Genomic DNA, 18,694 nt, shown 5'->3' with positions numbered 1-18,694 from the left:
TTTATATGACGATCAAAACTTTACGAATCCTGCAGCAAATTGTGATAATTATATGTACCTCTCCCGATTGTCTACCGGGGCGAGAGCTTTCAATATTTAAGAATCTCAGGCGGGCAGCCGCTTAAACTTAACTGAAAAGGTAGTTCCGTTCGGTCCCGTGGCGACGTCGATTTTGGCGCCATGCTTGTTGGCAACGTTGAAGCATACGGCTAGTCCCAGACCGGAGCCGCTTTCCTTGGTCGTATAAAATGGTTTCCATATATGCTCAATCTGGTCAGAAGGAATCCCTTTGCCGTTGTCTTCGACGGACAGTATAATTGCATCCTCTTCAGCAAAGGTTCTAATGATTAAGCGTCCTTGCGGCGGCATGGCTTCCAGCCCGTTGCGAACCATATTCAATATAAGCTGGCGGATCATCCGCTCATCCATATACATAGACGGAATTTGCCCCAGCTCGGCGTTTACCGTCTTCCCCGCAACCGTCGCGTCCGCTTGAATCAATGGAAGAATTTTTACAATCAGTTCATTCAGTTGATCGTATTTCATGTCGATTCTTTGATTTTTCGCCAGCCCGAGAAATTCGGAGATGATGGAGTTGGCCCGGTCCAGTTCCTCAATCATGATCTCCAGATAGGACTGTTTGCCGGATTCCTTTTTGCTCATGAGCTGCAGAAACCCTCGAACCGTAGTTAACGGATTCCTCACCTCATGACCGATGCCCGCCGCCATTTCTCCGATGAGATGAAGCTGATCGAGCCGCACCATTTCCTTTTCGTACTCCTTATGCTCCGTAAGATCACTGAAGACGGTAAGCATGCAGGGACTTTGGTTGATGTCAACCGTAACGGTTTGGCATAGACAAATCTTTTGCTGCCCCAAAGCGTTCTTAAAAGTAACTTCAATATGGCCCCCATACAAAGACTGCAAAGAAGCCTCCATTATCCGTTTGAGCAATGAATTCTCGCTATGCCGTTCAGGCCAGTACCGGTCGGCCAGTTCTTCTCCGCTTATGCCCAGCATAGATAATAGAGGATCGTTGTATTCAATGATTTGGTTATTGTAAAGAGAAACGACAAGCATGGGACTCGGGATTACGGAAAAAATGGCAGATAATTGCTCTTCCGAGTGTCTGAGTTCTTTATTCTTTTGGGCGAGCTCCCAATTCTTTTTTTTCAGAGCGGAAATTAACAGGATACGATCCAGCACGATCGACACTTGACTGCATATATTTTGCAGAATATCCAATTCAATAGCGGAAAAAGAAGGGCGTTTGCGCAATCCAAAAGACAAAGTGCCCACAAATTTTCCATAGGATATCAGAGGATGGCTTACATAAGCCTGCAGCCCGAAGCCCTTGATAATCCCGACCCTCGGGTCCGAGGAGTTTTGAATGTCTTCGACGATTATTCTCGTAAGCTTCTGCGCGGCTTCTCCGCACACGGCTTCTCCAAGATCAACCCACTCAATAAGCGCTTGTTCACGCCAGGTAATTCCGTGATAATTCATTAATCGAAGCCGCTGAATCTCTTCGTCAAAAATATAATTAAGATAAAGATCCAGATCCAAATGGGCGGAGAGCTTATCGAACAGATTATCCAGGAGCTTCTTCGGGTTTTCATTCAAGATGAGCTCCTGTCCCGCTTCAGACAAAACTAAGAGCTTAAAGCTGTTCTCGTCCTTGTTCACCTTGACTTCCCTCCCAAATCGAATATATTTTATCCCATCTTACGCTTCCTGATGAAAGCGCCGACCGCGTTCCCGAGCAGCGAGATCAGACCATATGCAGCCGTATATATAAGAGCCGTGCTACTAGCTTCAAAAACGATGAAGACCGAAAGTGCAAACAGAAACGCGGGCTGCAGTGCGGATAGCGGTCTGAAGCCGAGCCGAAGCCCTAGCTCTCCGGACAGAACCAGGATAACCGCCGGATTAACCATGAGCAGCAGCGTTACCAACGCGCCCAGATCGCTCATCGTACCCGTCCGGTTCCGAAAGTATAAAGGCAGGAGGAAGAATAGAATTGCGTATACGGCCGTATGCAGCAAAATTCTTTTAGACTCCCGGTTCAAATGATCTCCCCCTATGAATGGTTCTTCTTCTATATAATACCGTTTGTGGAATGCTAAATATAGCACCAAAAGAGGTAAATGGTTTACTCTCGCCGCAGCGATTGGTCCAATACCAGAAAAAATGCTGTTCAAAGCAGCGTGATTTGTGCGGAACAAAGGCCAATATTGATGAAAGCGGTAACACAAATGAGGATTAAGAATGCTCAAGGGCAGTACAAAACCGATTTACCATCGGCATAAAATGCCGCCCTGTTTACGTTCGGCAGGAGCGTGTGCCTGGATATTCCCAAACCGTCTCACTGTCTGCCGTGTTCCAAGCTCAGCTTCTGCACAAACGGGATATCCGCGGGCGCAAAAATAAAACGTTCCAGCTCTCCCGGACTCTCCCAGCGGTAGTCGTCGTGGTCTATCAGCACGATTTCGCCTCCCCGGTATTCCGCTTTCCAAGCGATCAGCCGGATATGCAGACCACCGCCGTAGCTGTGCTCGTTTACTCCAAAATATTCGTATGGAACGATGTCGATGCCCATCTCCTCGGTCAATTCCCGCCGGAGGCAGGCGCTGACGTCTTCTCCGTCCTCGATTTTGCCGCCTGGAAATTCCCACAGCCCCGCTTGGGACTTGCCTTCTCTGCGGCGCGCAATGAGAACTTTGCCTTCTTTATTATAAATGATAGCCGCCGCTACTTGAATCATTGCCGTCACCTCCGAAGGTATAATTGAAATATAACGCTGGAAATTGTGAATATCCAGTGGATTATTTTATAAATAATATACATTATATCCACAAATAAACAATAAAGGCCGGGTTATCCCATATTATCCACATGATTTTCCACAATCTGGGGATAGACGAATCGAAAGCGGCGCTGGCGCTTGCAGCATGATATAATCAAATGGCGAAAGCTGGGGATAAACGCTTCACTTCTCCCGTCCCAGCTGAACCGATACGAACAACGGAGGCTATCCTTATGCTTACTTTTCAACAAAAAATCGAGATTCTTGACTCCTATCCACAGCTTCAGCGCAAAGATGTATCTTTGGGAAGGGTCAACTATCACTACGAAGAAAGCCTGCACGACAAAAAAACCGTCGCTTTTCATCTCCATCCGAACGGCAACGGCTATGTATACGCGGGTCTGCTGACAGGTTATAAAATGGACGACAAGGGATTTGTCAATATCCGCGACTTCTCCGAGGAGGAGCTGCGCTCCCTGCTGGACGCTTCCATCGCTTCGCTCTCTGAGCCTTTGCCCGAAGCTACGCCGACAGCCAAAAAGCGTAAGCGGCTTGCAGCCGAGACGAACTGGGTGAACGGAAAAGGCGAGAAGCTTACGCTTAAAGCTGAAGACGATCTGTGGTATCTCTATTCGGGCCTGAGTCTGGAAATGGCGTTTGAGACGCCGGATGAAGCGAAGGAGTATTTGGCGGAAGAGGGCTTTTCTCAGCTGTAAGATTAGATTTCTTGTCAGGGACCAAGCAATCCTTCAGTTTGCGGCTTATTGTCTTCGGGAGTACATTCAGACCACGGCGGCGGCCACGATCTGCATTTAGGCCTGAGCGATTAAGGCGCAAATGAGTCGCCATGTTCTGATGCGCTCCTTTATCCTTCATCCTTAATCCTTCTTATTTTGCCGTAAACGTCCAGGTTCCCGCCTCTTCCGTCCACACTCCGGAAACACCGGCCTGAAGCGCAGCTATCTCGATATGCGCCATAGAAATTCCGAGATCGACCGACCCCAGGTGGGTACGACCTTCCGCCTGCGCGGCAAGCGCATTTTGCGCCGGTAAGAGGGTAAATCTCCACGGCTGAGAATTCATCGCCGACGGGGCGGTCCGTGCCGCAGCGAGCGCCGATTTCATCCAGTCGGGAGCCGTCTCCAATTCCCCGGGATTGCGGAGCAATTGCTCAAGCGGCTTGCGCTTGCGTCCGGCTGAGAAGCCTTTTACCATCTTCTCCCTCAGGCTGAGGCTATCCGGTACAGCTCCGAGCGGAGCCACACAAATGAGCAGTTCACCCTCGCCCACCCCGGCGATCCGCTTCGCCATCGCCTTGTCAAAGGTGCCTGCAACCCAGCATGTTCCTAAGCCCAGCGCATTAGCCTTCAGGACGAACTGCTCCCCGTAATAACCGCACAGAGTCTTGACTCGCGCCTCTTCCCCCTTCTCTCTGCCGATAAAAGCGGCAAAAGCCTTCACACCGCTAAACATGCCGTAGCTGTTGCTCAATCCGCCGAATACATCTTCGGCTCCATCCGCCCAAAGCCCAATCCGTACGGCTCCTCCTGCGTCTTCATTGAGCTCCTCCGCATAGCGCTTCAATTCATCAAGCTGCTCCGCAGCGGGTGGTGCCGTATACTTCCTGCGGGATACCCGTGATTCCATGCTGGCATACAGCTTAGGTTCCATTTTTACGATTCTCAAGTTGGTTCACCCCTGAATTGAATTTGTAAGAAGTTTCACTTGGTTATGCCACAATTATAGCATTGAAACCGATCAAAAGGCGCGGTTATACGAACTCAACTTTTGCACCTAAAAAAAAGACAACTGGCTTTTTTGATGAAATACGCATTTTTCTGCCCATTTGTATCAGTCGTATGACGACAGATGCTCCTCTTCTGCCATCCTCTGGATATCATCCATCGAAATCGTCAGCAGCGCATACCCGCTCTCTTCGCTAAGCTTGAGCGCCCGCTCCTTGATGTACTTCGGGCTTCCTTCCTGCGCTTCCGCGTCATACACTAGGAGCAGCCCGTCGCTTTTGCGCATCAGCAGCTCATCCCTCGCCTTAAACTGCCAGCTTCCTTCGTAGGGCCGGTTGCTCACTGCCCCATAATAATCGGCCGCCGCCGCAATCCGGCGGAACTCGTCCTGCTTCTCTTCCTTCCATCTTTCCTCGGGAGCGGCATGGGCCGCGATAATGCCCAGCTTCAGGCCGGGATAGTGTTCTTTTAGCTCCAGCACGGTCTCGCACGCCCACAGGTCAACCCCGTACTGGCCGGGGGTAATGATCCACTCCAGCCCCTCTTCCAGCAGCGGGACCATTCGAGAAGCGAGCGCTTTTTTGATATAGGGAATGCCGGGATGCTTCCGGTCAAAAATACCCAGCTCATGTGCCCGGTAGCCGGTAACAAGCAGTGTTTTCATGCCATGCCTCTTTCCTCGTTTCAGTCGGTCCTTCCATTATACCAGCCGTTCCCGGACTCTGCCCGCAGCCAAGGCGCGAAATCCGCCATTTCTCATCGAAAAAAATAGAGCCGCCCGCAAGGTTCCAGAAACCCTGCGGACGGCTCCGCTTCGTGCTTGATATTACATTCAGTCGATCCAGCCGTTTGCCTGAAGCATGCGATGAATCAAGGCGGCTGCTTCCGCTCTAGTCAGCGTATCCTTTGGCCGGAGCTCGCGTGAGCCGTCTCCCTTGACAATGCCGCTGTCAATAAGATAGGCCGCCGCTTCCGAAGCCCATGAAGACAGCTCGGTCCGATCCGCGAAAGAGGACAGGCTGCTAGTCGTCTTCGCAGCATCGGGTGCGGCGCCACCCCCTTGGATCAGGCGGACGGCGTTATAAGCGACCATCATGGCCTGCTCCCTGGTCACCTCGCCGCTGCCGCCAAAGACGCCGCCGGGATAACCGGACATCAGGCCGAACCGCTGCGCAAGCGCCGTCGGCCCATAGGCCCAAGAGGAGGCGGGCACGTCACTGAAGGCAGCGGAAGGTATCTTTCCGCCCATGAGCCCAAGGCTTCGCACGGAGAGCGCCGCCAGCTCGGCTCGCGTAACCGTGCGGTCCGGCGCAAAACGGCCGTCCCCGCCGCCGGTAAGCATCATACGGTCCGCTAAGTCTGCGGCGATCCCTTGGACCCAGTGGTTCCGGGTGTCGGAGAAGGAAGTCCTGCCGCTCAGCAGCGCGTAAGTCCGGTAACCGGCAGCCTCATGGATCACGGCATACCGGATATGATCAACCGTCTTCAGCGAAGCGGGCACAGCGAACAGCTTCCCTTCATCCTGAACCGTAACTGCGGCAATCCCGCCTTGGGTTCCCGCCTGCTCCGCCGGGACCGTAATCAGCAGTTCAACCGGGGCCTTCAAAGGCGCGGATACACTCTTATCCTTGTAGCTAAGCGTCAGCTTGACGGCCAGCGGATTAGCCAACAACCGATAGCCTTGGCTGGCGGCCGTCTTCTCCGCATCGGATGCCGCCGGACTGTGCTCAATAGATAGGCGCACTCCGATATCCTCCGCCCTTGCGCCTGCGCCCAGCCCTTCGATGGAATCTCCGAGCGAGAGTACAGGCAGCGGCACAATAAGCTCAGGCGTGCTAACGGTAAGGCGGCTGCCTCCTTGAAACAGTCTGTTCCACTCCGCTGCCGACAAGCCGCCCACCACAACATCCTCCTTGCCGCTAACCTTGATCTGCAGGTCGGCTGCCTTATCCGCAGCCAACTGCTCCAGCGCGGCTTTGTCGAGCTTGATCTCCAGCACCGAGCGGTCCCCCTGCTCCGTCTTGGCGGCGGAAAAGAAAGATGCCGCCGCCTGATCAGCGGTTCCCGTTACGCCAATGTCCGGCTGCTGCACCGGCGATGGTGTCGGCGCCGGCGCCGGGATCGGTTCGGCCGGCGGCGTCGCTGATGGCGTGGCCGATGGCGCCGCTGATTCCCCGGCTGACGGGGCTGCTGACGTTACGGCAGATGGCGCCGCGGACGGCGCTGCCGAAGGCAGCGGACTCGGCTGCTGACCGCCGGCTTCCACTTTCACGGCCCGCCATTTTTGAAGAGCGGAACCATTGGCATTTTCCAATCCGACCGTCCCGTCCTCCCGGGCTTCCAGCGCTTTGTCCGGCTTGAACTTGGACAGGATCGTTATCGTTCCGTCGGCGTTGTTATGCACCAGCCAACGCTGGTTGTCATAACCAAGATAAGCGTATAGCTGGATCGTGTTGGCTCCCGTATCCCAGTCGAGCGATTTGCCGCTTTCTCCCGTCCGGATCGTGTAGGTGTTATTTTTGATCGGATAATAGCTCCAGTATTGATTAATCGTCTCCTGCTGCGGCAGCGCTTTAAGTTTAGCCAAGGAACTCTGGCTGTCGGCGGTAAGCGCCGCTCCGGTACCTGCATTAACGAAACTGTACAGCGTATCGTCGGCCGGTATTGTATCGGACACGTTAACGTTCTGGTAATAGGCGTCGCCGCCGAATACGTTCACGCCGAATGTGCCCTGGCGGAAAGTGTCGTCATCCACATCAATAATCCGCCGGCCGTCCAGCTCGATGGTTATCCGCGTGCCTGCGGCTGTGATTTTGGCATGATGCTTCACTCCAGTCGTTAGAGCCATCGGCACTTTCGCCAGCACCTGCCGGTCCTGGAACTGGCCGTCGGCCATATAGAACAGCCTTGCCAACTTCAGATTCGGGTCAAGGTTGAAATAGTACCCGCTCGTTCCGTCGGCATTCGACCTGAACAGGATCGATCCGGCCCCGCCTGTGCGCGGAAGCATAACATCCGCTTCATAGGTGAAATCGGCCGCCCGTTCCCCGGACATATAGCTCGAGTCGGTGTCAAAGGTACCCCTGATGCCTTCGGACGTAACGGCCCAGCTGGAATTCGCCTTCCAGTTCTTCAGATTCGTATTGAAGGTCCCTACGGTTACCGTGATAACGGCGGACACGCTGCCGTCCCGCGTCTTTACAGTAACGGCTGCCGTGCCGGGCGCAACCGCTTTCAGCACAGCGCTGGCGGAACCGGACGGGGCGGCTGTTACAACCGATTCGTCGCCGGAGGTCCAGACGAGCTCCTGAGCGGACTCATGCGGCTGCACACCAGCGAATATCTCTTTGGATTCCCCGGCCCCCAGCTCCAGTAGGCTGCGGTCCAGAATGATCCGGCCGGCCGATGCGTCCGGCTGCAAACCTTCGTTCCAAATATTTTTAAGCGGATAGACCTTAATCGACTTCACCTTCACTGTGCCGCCCTTGGCGTAGAAGCTCATGCCGCTGCGCGCCTTATCCGGGAAAATAACGTCGGAGAATACCGTCCTGCCGTCCGCCGCAAACACCTCGACAGAGGATTCGTCCACCAGAATATGAAGCTTCAGCGCGGAGTTCTCCGGCTGCACCTTGGCTTCATGCACAGACGAGAACTTGGATGAGAAATCGGTCCGCCCGGAAGCGGAACGGTCAACGAACAGCTTGCCGCTTCCTGTGCGGTAACCGACAACGGTCCGCTGTGCCCCGCCTTCACGCAGACGGAATCCGAATTCTGAAGCGGCTCTCTTCTCAGGCAGTTCAAGCTCGGCCTCAATTTCGTAGGCATTGCCGAAGGATGGGGCCAGAATATTTTCCGTATCCGAGGAGACGTCCGTATCGCTGACCGTGAATGGCGTACCCCGGAGAACCTCAAGCTCGGCAATCGGGTTCTGCGCCAAACGGATGCCTTCCGGCGTCGTCCTGAGCGACAATTCGCGCGGAATCGTCATTTGCCCTTTCCACGGTGAGGTCGGGAAGCTGAACGGATAGTCCCAGTTCGTCATCCAGGCCAGCATAATTCGCCGGTTGCCGGGTACGTTCGCAAAGGAAGTCGCAGCGTACATTTCCTTGCCAAAGTCGGTCCTGAGTACGGTCCCGGGCGGATTGTCGTTCACAAACTTACCGTCAGGCGTCAACTCGCCGATAAAATATTCGGCGTCCGATCCGGTCGTCTTCGGATTAGCGCCCATGCTAATCATCAGCACCCATTTTTGCTTCGAGGCATCCCCGTCCACCTTCAGCGGGAACAGGTCAGGACATTCCCACACGCCGCCCCGTATATAACTGCCGTAACCGAAGCTGTCGGTCAGCGTCCAGTCGATCAGATTCTCCGAGGTGTAGAAGCGGATATGATCGCCGCCGGAGACGACCATGATCCAGCGGTTGCCCGCTTCGTCGCGCACCACCTTCGGATCGCGGAAATCCCAGACTACTGGCTCATTTCCGCTTGTATAACCCGGATTTTTGATAATCGCTTCGTTCCCGTAATACTGCCAGGTACGGCCTTTGTCCTTGCTGTAAGCGAGCCCGATCTGTTGATTGCCGCCCGTTTTGTCCGGATTAAAGGAGGTGTAGTAAGCAACAAGCCCCTTACCGCCCGAATCGCCGAAGAGCCCCGAAGCGTTATGCTCATCGGCAATTGCAGCCCCGGACCAGACATGGCCCAGATCATTCCAGTTTAGCGCAAGCGGCAGACGCCGCCAGTGAACCAGGTCGGTGCTGACCGCGTGGGCCCATTGTCCGGCGCTCTGGTGAAAGAGATGATATTCCCCTTCAAAATAGACCAGCCCGTTCGGATCGCTTGCCGAGCCGCGAGCAGGCGTATAATGATACGCCGGACGGTAAATTTCATTGTAGTAACCGACGGAAGGCGTCAAATAGACATCCTGAAAATAAGCGCTGCCGCCGGTTACGGCAAGACCGGTCAGGCCCGAGGCATAACCGGTATCCTCAAGCTGGGCAGCCGCTCCTTTATAGCCGTCCACATAAGCCGAGATTTGTGATCCCGCTGCATGAATCTCAATATGATGCTTCTTCCCGGGAGCAAGCGGAATATCCGAAGTGGAAGCCAGCACCTCCCGTCCTGCCGAACCCGACTTCACCAGCTTAACCGTGCCTTCATTCGCGTTCAATTGAAGCCAGTAGCCGGAACCGTCTTCGTTTGCCCGGAACAGCAGCGCCGCTTCGGCGGACGGTGAATACACGGCAATCGTAACGTTGCTCTCCAGAACAAAATCCTTCGCCTCCGAGCCGAAAAGATGCAGCGACCACTGCGCTCCTTCCGACGTTCCCTTGAGGCCTTGCAGATCCTTCATCCATCCGCTGGCTTCGGTGTTCAGCTCTTCTATATTCGTGAGCAGATCGCTCACCTCGATATTCTGGAACACCGTAGTGCCGCTTGCGCGAAGCCCCAGCCGCCTGTTATCGGAGTAAAGCTCCGTTTCGGCGCTGATTATGGGATCGTATTTGCCGTTCCAATAGACCTTTATCCGCTTCCCATCCGCCTTGACTTTGACGTGGTAGCTGACATCCGGCAGAACGGCGATACTCTTCTCGATCCACAGCCGGTCCGGATGCGCGCTGTTCGCGTCAAGCAATCTGATCTTGCCTGCTTTTCCATCCACCTGGACCAGAAATCCGTTCCGCCCCGTCTCATCCGAACGCAGCAGCAAGGAGCCTGCCGAGTCCGCAGACTTCAGCGTCACGTCGCTCTCATAAGTGAAGTCCTGAGCATAGGTTTCCGACATGACCGTAGCTTCGCCCGATGCCGTCAGCTGAAGACCTTCAAGATTTGAGGAAGCGGTTCCAACACCGCGCTGCGACCAGCCTGTAAGATTGCTGCTGACGCCGGCCATCTCTACCGGCTCTGCTTTACCCGGCTGACCCGCATAAATATTCTGGAATACCGCTGCGCTATTCCAGACATGCATCCCAAAGTACCCGCCCGTGTAGGCGGTATCCTCCGCCTCAAGCAGCGGCTCCGCTCCACCGTTCCAGTACACCTTCAGCGACGCACCCTCCGCCGTCACCTTGAGATGGTACGTCTCTCCGGCGCTGAGCGTCACGCTCTCCGTCTTCAGCACCCGGTCGCCGTTCGTGTCCTTCAGCTTCAGAATATCTGCTCCCGGGTCAAGCTGGGCCATGTATGAGCTCCAGCCGCTGTCATTCGAACGGAAGACAAGCGATACCACGCCGCTGTCTTGCAGCAGGGTCACATCCGCTTCGTAGCTGAAGCTCTCCCCCTGTTCTGCTGACAGCGCAAACCCGTTCTCCGCCGAGGACAGCTTCAATCCTTCCGGTGTCTCTTCGATCGTTCCCTTGTCCTTCGCTGCCCAGCCGCTTAGGTTGCTGTTCACCGTTCCCGGCTTCGTCTCCGTATTCATGACTTCCATGTGTATATTCTGGAACACCGCTGCGCTGTTCCAGACATGCATCCCGAAGTACCCGCTCGTGTAGGCGGTATCGAGCGCGGCCAGCAGCGGCTCCGCTCCGCCGTTCCAGTACACCTTCAGCGACGGGCCCTCCGCCGTCACCTTGAGATGGTACGTCTCTCCGGCGCTGAGTGTCACGCTCTCCATCTTCAGCACCCGGTCGCCGTTCGCGTCCTTCAGCTTCAGGATATCCGCTCCCGGGTCAAGCTGGGCCATGTAAGAGCCCCAGCCGCTGTCGTTCGAGCGGAAGACAAGCGATACCACGCCGCTGTCCTGCAGCAGGGTTACATCCGCTTCGTAGCTGAAGCTCTCCCCCTGTTCTGCTGACAGCGCAAATCCGTTCTCCGCCGAGGACAGCTTCAATCCTTCCGGCGTTTCTTCGATCGTTCCCTTGTCCTTCGCCGTCCAGCCACTTAGGTTGCTGCCGACACCATTAGTTGAAGCGCTTCCATTATTGCCTGTATCATTTTCGCCACCGGCCTCCGACGCCGCCGCGTATGAACCTGGGAACATAACGGTCCCAAGCAGCAGAAATACAACAAACACGTTTAACCAGCGACTCCCTGGATGCTTCTTCCCTTTTCTCACTTCGCTCACTTCCGTCCCTTTGAAATGTAAGCGTTACCTTATTAGTGCATTAAGAAAAGCACCGATTGGTGCCTTTCGAAGATGCCGCCGAATCCTTCATTAGCGGCAGTCTTCTTGCGATTAGAGAATTGTTCCGCTCTACTGAAAACTTATAAGCCTTTCTTACTGACCGGCAGGCTGCGCTTGTTTAAAAAACCGGCCCAAACTTCAGGCCGCTTCATCCCGTACAACTCCTTTCGCAGATCCCGTCAGGAATTCCCGTTCATCCTCCGATACTTTTACCACATCCGCCATAATTACTCTACCGAATTAGCCGGAAGAGTCGGCTGAATCCGCCATACATTAAGCGATTCAAGCACCGTGTCCCCATTTCTCGAGAACAGCTTGAGCCCTAAGCTGCTTTCCAGCGGATAAATCCGGTTCGTAATCGTCCGGCGGCCGTCATTTGCAAATAATTCCACCGAGGAACTGTCCAGGAACAGGCGCAGCTTAACCCGTCCGTCCTCCATCGGAATAAGCGAAGCCTCATTGACGCCGCCCTCGCCTGCTCCGGCATGATCCCGGTTCATCCGCAGCACACCCTCGGATGCCTTATAGGAAACTTCCGTATACTGCAAGCCGTCATCCGAGCAGCGTACGCGCAGACCGAATTCGGCGCCGGATGAAGCGTCCGCCAGAAAGACGGCTTCAATTTCCAGCGCGCTTCCTTCCGCTCCCGCCAATGAAAATTCTTCGCCGTCTTTAAGCAGGACGTTAGCCGCGTTCACATGCTCGCCGCGCAGCGCCTTCAATTCTTCCGCAGGATTGGCAAGCAGGCTGCCATCTTCAGCGAGCGTCAGCACACGCGGCAGGGTGAAGGCGCCCATCCAGCCGTCTTCCTTCTCGGGCATCTCCGCGCCCCAAATGTTCATCCAGCCGAACAAGATCCGCCGTCCGGACGCATCCTCGAAGGTCTGCGGAGCGTAGAAATCGAATCCGTAGTCCACCCGGTCCTTATGCTGCGTACTGAATTTCCCCGTACCGTAGTCGAATTGTCCGGACAGATAGAGCGTCTTGACAGGCGCAATATTCATCGGAGAGAAGAGGAGCACATGACTGTCCGGGGCTTCCCCAATCGGGAACATATCAGGGCATTCCCACATATCGCCCATCGTTCCGTCGCTCTCCGCCGCAATTCCCTCGTAGGTCCATTCGTCCAGATCGCTTGAGGTGTAGTGCAGTGCCTTGCCTTTGCCATCTGTGCCGTAACCGACGACCAGATGCCAGACCTCGCCGTGCTTCCATACCTTCGGATCGCGGAAACCGAAGCATTCCGCGTCCGGAGGACCGGCAATGATGGAAGCCGCGCCCTTTTTAAAATGGATGCCGTCCGTACTGCGCGCGATGCACTGCACCTCCACCGGATCGTTGCTCTCCACATGTCCCGTATAAATCAGAGTCAGCAATCCGTCATCGTCAACCGCGCTGCCCGACCAGCAGCCGTACACCGTGTTCTCCGCGTAGTCGTAGGGCATTGAGGGAGTCAGGGCGATCGGGAGATGCTCCCAATGCACAAGGTCTTTGCTCTTCGCATGTCCCCAGTGCATCGGTCCCTGCCAGGGGCCGTAAGGATAATGCTGGTAGAAGGCATGGTATTCGCCTTTATAATAAATAAGTCCGTTAGGATCGTTCATCCAGCCGACGGGCGGCATTAAATGATATTGAAGCCGGTACCTTGCATTGGTAATCGGTATTGTCTCTTTTTCCAGTGTGTTACTCACAGCAGCTCACCATCCTGTTCGAAATGATATTTTTCTATTCTTCCGTTTATATCCAGACAGGTTTCAGGGGGTACACCGTAAATTGGCTGAACGATACGTTTCCTCCATAGGCGAACAATTCGAGTCCGGCGCTATCCGGCCGGGGGTAGACAAGCGACGTAAATACTTCCTCGCCATTGCCGATAAACCATTCAATGACCGAATCGTCCACAAAGCCCCGCATGGTCAGCCTACCCGCTTCCAAGCTTCGCGGCGCCCGGAGTACCTTGGCGAAATTCGCCGTTCCTCCGGTACGCTTCGGCAGTTCGCTGAATCCCGAGCTGCGCCGGTCGAGGAACAATTCGCCGCGCGGCGGGCTTACCCCGAGAACAGTGTGCTCATCATCCGATACCCTGACACGAATACCAAATTCCGCTGCGCTGTCCCAGCTAACTTCGGCCTCGAATTCGTACGACAGTCCCTTGAATGGAAGGCGGAGGATTTCATCCTTAATCTCCACCGGACCGTACTCGAGCGGTTCTTCGCGCAGCGTTGAAAGCTCCCTTATCGGCTGCTGTACAAGGCGGAGCTCTCCGCTGCCGTTTCTTGCTAGCCCGAGCGTCCTTGGAATCGACATGCCGCCTTTCCAAGGCTCGGTCGGAGAATGGAACGGATACTGCCAGTTGGAGGTCCAGGCAAGCCAGATTGTCCGGCCGTCTTCCTGCGGAATATCCGAATACGAAACGGCGGCGTAGAAGTCCTGCCCGAAATCGGTCCATCGCGGGCGGTCGTCCTCATGCTCGCAAACAAAGCGGCGGCCGTCGAAGTGTCCGACGAAATACTGGGCGGTGGAACCGTCCGTAATTTCGTTGTCGCCGACGCTGACATGCAGCACCCAGCGGCTCTCGCCGTCCTCGCCCAAGACGGGAAGACGGAACAAATCGGGACACTCCCATACGGCGTCCTGACAACCGGCACCGCTGAAGTTGCTCTCAAACCGCCATTCCCGCAAATTGGGCGAGCTGTAGAAATGAATGGCTCTGTCTACGCTGACCGCCATGACCCAGCGTCCCGTCCCCTCATGCCACAGCACCTTCGGATCGCGAAAATCCTGAAGGCCGGGATTGGGGATGACTGGATTGCCCGCATACTTCACCCAGCTTCTTCCCTTGTCCAGGCTATACGCGATGCTTTGAGATTGGAGGCCTTCTTTAAAATGGGTAAATATCGCTACCAAACCGCTCCCTCCGCCGAAGAAACCGCTGCTGTCCCGCCAGTCCACCACGGCGCTGCCCGACCAGACGTCGCCCAGTTCGTCGGCTACGAGCGCCAGCGGCAGATGCTCCCAGTGCAGCAGATCACGGCTCACCGCATGGCCCCATCTGCCCGTGAACTGATAGAATTGGTGGTATTCTCCTTCGTAGAACACCATCCCGTTCGGATCGCTCATCGGCCCCTCCGGCGGCGTCAAATGAAATTGCGGGCGGTAAAGCTCGCGATACGTTTCAGCCATGTTCCCCCTCCTGTCCTCCGCCTTTTTCAGATCCACTCAAAAGTGCGGTTATTCATCTTAACGTCATTTGATTTACATAATACATTACAAATGTAAACTAAATTATTGCAATTGAAGTATAGCGCTTTCAATTCAGAGTGTCAATCCTTTTTTAGGTATTTATTTTATCCGTTTGTCTTCCATGTTTTCGTTTCCATACCAAGGTTTATTCTTGTTTTCATAGAGTGGCAAGCCGATCCTGGGGGCAAACTATGCAGTACCTGAAAAAAATTATATAATTAAGAAAGCAAAAGATGTTTATTTACCGTAAAGTGTATGCACATTAAATGTAACGGGCATATATTAGCTCAATCTCCCAATTCTCCTCTTTACATTCATATTTGTGTTTGTGCAATTTATTGTCGCATTTTTATAACTAGTGTAAATACTTATGTAAAAGTCATGAGTCAAAAAGGAGCTTGCTGCCTATGGCCGAGAGAGTGACCATTCAACATATCGCCGATGCTTTGGGATTGTCGCGCAACACCGTGTCCAAAGCACTGAATAATCATCCGCAAATTCCCGATGCAACCAGAGAGAAGATTCTGCAAAAAGCGGCCGAGCTTAAGTATAAGAATTTCTCCAGCATGAATATGGGAAACATCGCGCTGCTCACCCGGGGAGATATCAACGCCATCAGCTTCTATGCCGAGACGATTAAAGGAATGGAAACGGGCCTCAGCGCCCAGGGCTTCAATCTAATTCTGATGCTGGTGAAGCCTGATGATATCCGCAGCAATGTGCTGCCGTCCAATATCAATCCGTTCAATATCGACGGGATCGTCTGCATGGAGATTTTTCATGAACCTTATGTCGAAACGATTCTTGGCGCCGGAATCCCGACCGTATTCATCGATTTCCTTCCAAGGACCGTCTTTGGCAGCCACAAGTACGATATTGTTATGGTCGAGAATGAATATTCCGCCTACACCCTCACCAAGACGTTGCTCGAAGAGGGGCACGAGAATATCGGCTTCATCGGAGATTTGTACCACTGCCGAAGCTTTTACGAGAGATGGCTCGGTTTCGAGCGCGCGATGAGGGAATCCGGCCAGGGGCCCGACCTCGCTTTCAGCATAACGCCGGACGACACACAGCCCTACCTTTCCGTTGAATGGATGACAGAGAGGCTGGAGGCTCTCACTAAGCTGCCCACCGCGTTTGTTTGCGCCAATGACGATATCGGCATATGCGCGATCCGCGCGCTCAAGGAACTGAAGGTGCAAGTGCCAAGGCAGATTGAAGTGACAGGGTTTGACGACGTCCCGAACGCTAAAATCATCGACCCGCCGCTAACTACGGTTCATACTTACCCCTATGAGCTCGGAACGCGCGTCGTCGAGACGCTTCTTAACCGGATTGAGCAGCCGGACCGCCATAAGGAAATCATCTATTTGGAATCAAGCGTTGTCCTGCGGGGATCGACCAGGCAGGCGGCAGAGTCGGCAAGCGGAATCTCTGCCCGCCAATCCTAGGCTGTCCCGCTGCACGCCACACATGCCGCACACGCTGCCAAAGATGATTTTCGCAGATCAGCTTAAGGGGCGCATGCCCGTAATGAAGCGCTATCCCGAAAGTTCCTGATTAAAAAAAGGCAGGCTCCCTCGCTTACAAGCGAAGAGCCTGCCTTTTGTGCTTTCCTATCCTATCATCATCGCATTACTTTCTGATTATCGATTTTCCGGCATATTGAGGGCTTTGTCCCGATCGGCTTTTCGGCCCGCCGCTTTTTCCAGCACGGCAGCCAACTCCTCATTATTGACCGGTTTTGTCAAATATTCATCCATCCCGTTGTCCAGACATTTGCCGCGGTCGTCCCGCAGGGAATTGGCCGTCAACGCCACCATGTAAGGCACTTGACCGGGGGCAAGCGTATTTCGGATTACCTGCGCCGCTTCGAGCCCATCCATCACCGGCATTCGGACATCCATCAGAATGATGTCGTAAGGTATGCTGACGGCGGACCGGACCGCCTCCCTTCCATTTGCCGCGATGGTCACGGTATGCCCGAGCTTTTCAAGGCGTTTTTTCAGGATAAGCTGGTTGATCTCATTATCTTCGGCTACAAGCACCCGCATGGAATAAGGGAACTTGCCGGAGCCTTCTTCCGCAGCCGCAGCGCGGCTCTCCGTAGGAATCATTCCGAATTCCGCAGTGAATAAAAAGGCGGTTCCCGGCTCTTCCGGCACCCGCACCATGATCTCGCCGCCCATCAATTCCACGAGCTTTTTGGAGATGGCCAGACCGAGGCCGGTTCCTTCCACCTTTCGCGTCAAGCCATTATCCACTTGATAGAACGGCTGAAAAAGATTTTTAAGCGCCTCCTCCGGTATTCCGATTCCGGTATCCCTGATGGTCACCTGAAGCTGAATCCTGCGGCCGCTCTGGAACAGACTGCTGACCGAGATATTAATGCCACCATCTTCAGTAAATTTCACAGCATTCTCAATCAGATTGAGGAGCACCTGTCTCAGGCGATTGTAGTCACCTGTAATCCTTTCCGGGATGTCGGGGTCGACGGATACTTTGATGTCCAGGTCTTTCTCCAAAATCTTCAGCAGCAGTACATCCAGCACTTCCGCAATGCAGTCCCTAATCCGAAAAGGCTCGTTTACGGCATAGGCGCGGCCCGATTCAATCTTGGAGAAATCCAGAATGTCGTTGATGATTCGGAGCAGGGATTCCCCGCTTTTGCGGATGGCATCCAAATACTCCGTCTGCTCGTGATCCAGATTCGTTTCGGACAGCAGTTCCGTCATCCCAAGCACGCCATTCATCGGGGTCCGTATCTCATGATTCATCATAGCGATAAATTCATTCTTGATCTTGCTCATTTGTTCAGCCGTTTCCTTCTCGATCAGAAGCTGCTTTTGCTCATTCAGAAGCTGGCTCTGGACCGAGAGCGAAGGAAAAGTTCCTTCAAGCACTTGAGAACTCTTATACAGGGGAGAGGCGATGAATTCCCTGTCGGTCATCAAATATTCATGCGTCTCTAGCAGAACATTTTGCAGCGATGCGGAGATTTCCCGAGCGTTATAGGCACAGACGGACATAAGACCGTTGCCGATGACGGGACCGTCCGCCTTTCTTTCAAATTCCTCAAGCGTAATGTGAATGTTGTCCCGCTCTTTCTCATTCCACTGGACATGAGCCCAGGTTCTAACCGGGATCTGCCGGTCCAGGAAAGGCCTCAAAATTCTCTCAAAATGATGAATAATGCTATCGCAATGGAAATCCCCGTATTGACGGTAAAATTCAAAATTGTCGATGTAATGAACATCCTCCAACTGCTCGGCGGACAGCGCCTCCTCAAGCCTGCCAAGCAGCCTGCGGTACTTAACCTCATTGTCAATGAACAAGATCTGGTATCCTTGATGAATACCGGTCGTAACATAGGACAGAGCATTGTCGATATAGCTGTCGCAGTCATCGTACGTGTATAAAATATGCCCTACCTTAGCAATCTCGTTGATCAGGTTTAACGGCACCGGCGCTGGTCTCTCTCCATCCATAGTCAAGCACTCCTCCACTTTCTTTCCGGGCTACCCTATCCTGCTGCGTCCAATAGCTAAAATAGATCTATTTTTTATCCGTGAGTCTCCCGGTGAAACCCTAAATTCTTTTACCCGTTTCCCTTTACAGCCAACCAATTCAGTTATTTAAAAATCTATGAATTCTTTGCCCGCAGCGCAAAAAAAGCCGCCTCCTAAGATCAGGGCCGCATAGGCCGCCTGAGAATCATTAGGAAGGGCTGATTTTAAACGATAGGCGCGAAGCTTATTAAGTCTTATATTT

Annotated in this window: 11 protein-coding genes; 2 read left to right on the top strand and 9 right to left on the bottom strand. The window is 53.8% G+C overall.

The features are described 5' to 3' along the window. Positions 1–105: 105 nt before the first annotated feature. The 3 genes from VK70_RS01660 to VK70_RS01650 form a co-directional block, all read right to left on the bottom strand. On the bottom strand, positions 106–1,686 hold the full coding sequence (locus VK70_RS01660) for an ATP-binding protein (RefSeq protein ID WP_025694344.1): 1,581 nt from the start codon (positions 1,684–1,686) through the stop codon (positions 106–108). Positions 1,687–1,715: 29 nt separating this feature from the next. Beyond that, positions 1,716–2,069 carry a hypothetical protein gene (locus tag VK70_RS01655; protein WP_025694343.1) on the bottom strand — a complete coding sequence of 118 codons (354 nt, stop codon included), beginning with the start codon at positions 2,067–2,069 and terminating at the stop codon, positions 1,716–1,718. A 296-nt stretch (positions 2,070–2,365) separates the two neighbouring features. Beyond that, positions 2,366–2,764 (bottom strand): (deoxy)nucleoside triphosphate pyrophosphohydrolase, encoded by a 399-nt coding sequence (locus VK70_RS01650; RefSeq protein ID WP_025694342.1) that lies wholly within the window; start codon positions 2,762–2,764, stop codon positions 2,366–2,368. A 275-nt stretch (positions 2,765–3,039) separates the two neighbouring features. Here VK70_RS01650 and VK70_RS01645 point away from each other — a divergent pair, with 275 nt between their 5' ends. Continuing rightward, on the top strand, positions 3,040–3,522 hold the full coding sequence (locus VK70_RS01645; protein WP_025694341.1) for a hypothetical protein: 483 nt from the start codon (positions 3,040–3,042) through the stop codon (positions 3,520–3,522). 172 nt (positions 3,523–3,694) lie between these two features. Here the strand turns inward: VK70_RS01645 and VK70_RS01640 are convergent, their stop codons facing one another. The 5 genes from VK70_RS01640 to VK70_RS01620 form a co-directional block, all read right to left on the bottom strand. Next, the gene (locus tag VK70_RS01640; protein WP_025694340.1) at positions 3,695–4,492 is read right to left on the bottom strand and encodes a nitroreductase family protein; all 798 of its coding nucleotides are present in this window, start codon (positions 4,490–4,492) and stop codon (positions 3,695–3,697) included. A gap of 165 nt (positions 4,493–4,657) precedes the next feature. Then, a complete protein-coding gene (locus tag VK70_RS01635; protein ID WP_025694339.1) occupies positions 4,658–5,215 on the bottom strand; it encodes an SLOG family protein in 558 nt (185 codons plus the stop codon). Positions 5,216–5,383: 168 nt separating this feature from the next. After that, positions 5,384–11,566 (bottom strand): GH32 C-terminal domain-containing protein, encoded by a 6,183-nt coding sequence (locus VK70_RS26920; RefSeq protein ID WP_082210199.1) that lies wholly within the window; start codon positions 11,564–11,566, stop codon positions 5,384–5,386. Between the two features lie 338 nt (positions 11,567–11,904). Further along, on the bottom strand, positions 11,905–13,368 hold the full coding sequence (locus VK70_RS01625) for a glycoside hydrolase family 32 protein (protein ID WP_025695274.1): 1,464 nt from the start codon (positions 13,366–13,368) through the stop codon (positions 11,905–11,907). A 46-nt stretch (positions 13,369–13,414) separates the two neighbouring features. Continuing rightward, a complete protein-coding gene (locus VK70_RS01620; RefSeq protein ID WP_025695273.1) occupies positions 13,415–14,860 on the bottom strand; it encodes a glycoside hydrolase family 32 protein in 1,446 nt (481 codons plus the stop codon). A 467-nt stretch (positions 14,861–15,327) separates the two neighbouring features. Here VK70_RS01620 and VK70_RS01615 point away from each other — a divergent pair, with 467 nt between their 5' ends. Continuing rightward, entirely contained in the window at positions 15,328–16,374 is a 1,047-nt protein-coding gene (locus VK70_RS01615; protein WP_025695272.1) for a LacI family DNA-binding transcriptional regulator, read from the top strand. Positions 16,375–16,569: 195 nt separating this feature from the next. On the opposite strand, the gene VK70_RS01610 is transcribed toward VK70_RS01615, so the two are convergent. Continuing rightward, entirely contained in the window at positions 16,570–18,411 is a 1,842-nt protein-coding gene (locus VK70_RS01610; protein ID WP_025695271.1) for an ATP-binding protein, read from the bottom strand. Between the last annotated feature and the right edge of the window lie 283 nt (positions 18,412–18,694).

The organism is Paenibacillus durus ATCC 35681 (assembly GCF_000993825.1).
Classification (GTDB): domain Bacteria; phylum Bacillota; class Bacilli; order Paenibacillales; family Paenibacillaceae; genus Paenibacillus_AQ; species Paenibacillus_AQ durus_B.
This window is presented reverse-complemented; position numbering and strand designations above follow the sequence as displayed.

Coding starts and splice junctions, on each gene's coding strand:
- VK70_RS01650 (WP_025694342.1), bottom strand. CDS start 2,764: ATGATTCAAGTAGCGGCGGCTATCATTTATAATAAAGAAGGCAAAGTT.
- VK70_RS01645 (WP_025694341.1), top strand. CDS start 3,040: ATGCTTACTTTTCAACAAAAAATCGAGATTCTTGACTCCTATCCACAG.
- VK70_RS01635 (WP_025694339.1), bottom strand. CDS start 5,215: ATGAAAACACTGCTTGTTACCGGCTACCGGGCACATGAGCTGGGTATT.
- VK70_RS01620 (WP_025695273.1), bottom strand. CDS start 14,860: ATGGCTGAAACGTATCGCGAGCTTTACCGCCCGCAATTTCATTTGACG.
- VK70_RS01615 (WP_025695272.1), top strand. CDS start 15,328: ATGGCCGAGAGAGTGACCATTCAACATATCGCCGATGCTTTGGGATTG.
- VK70_RS01610 (WP_025695271.1), bottom strand. CDS start 18,411: ATGGATGGAGAGAGACCAGCGCCGGTGCCGTTAAACCTGATCAACGAG.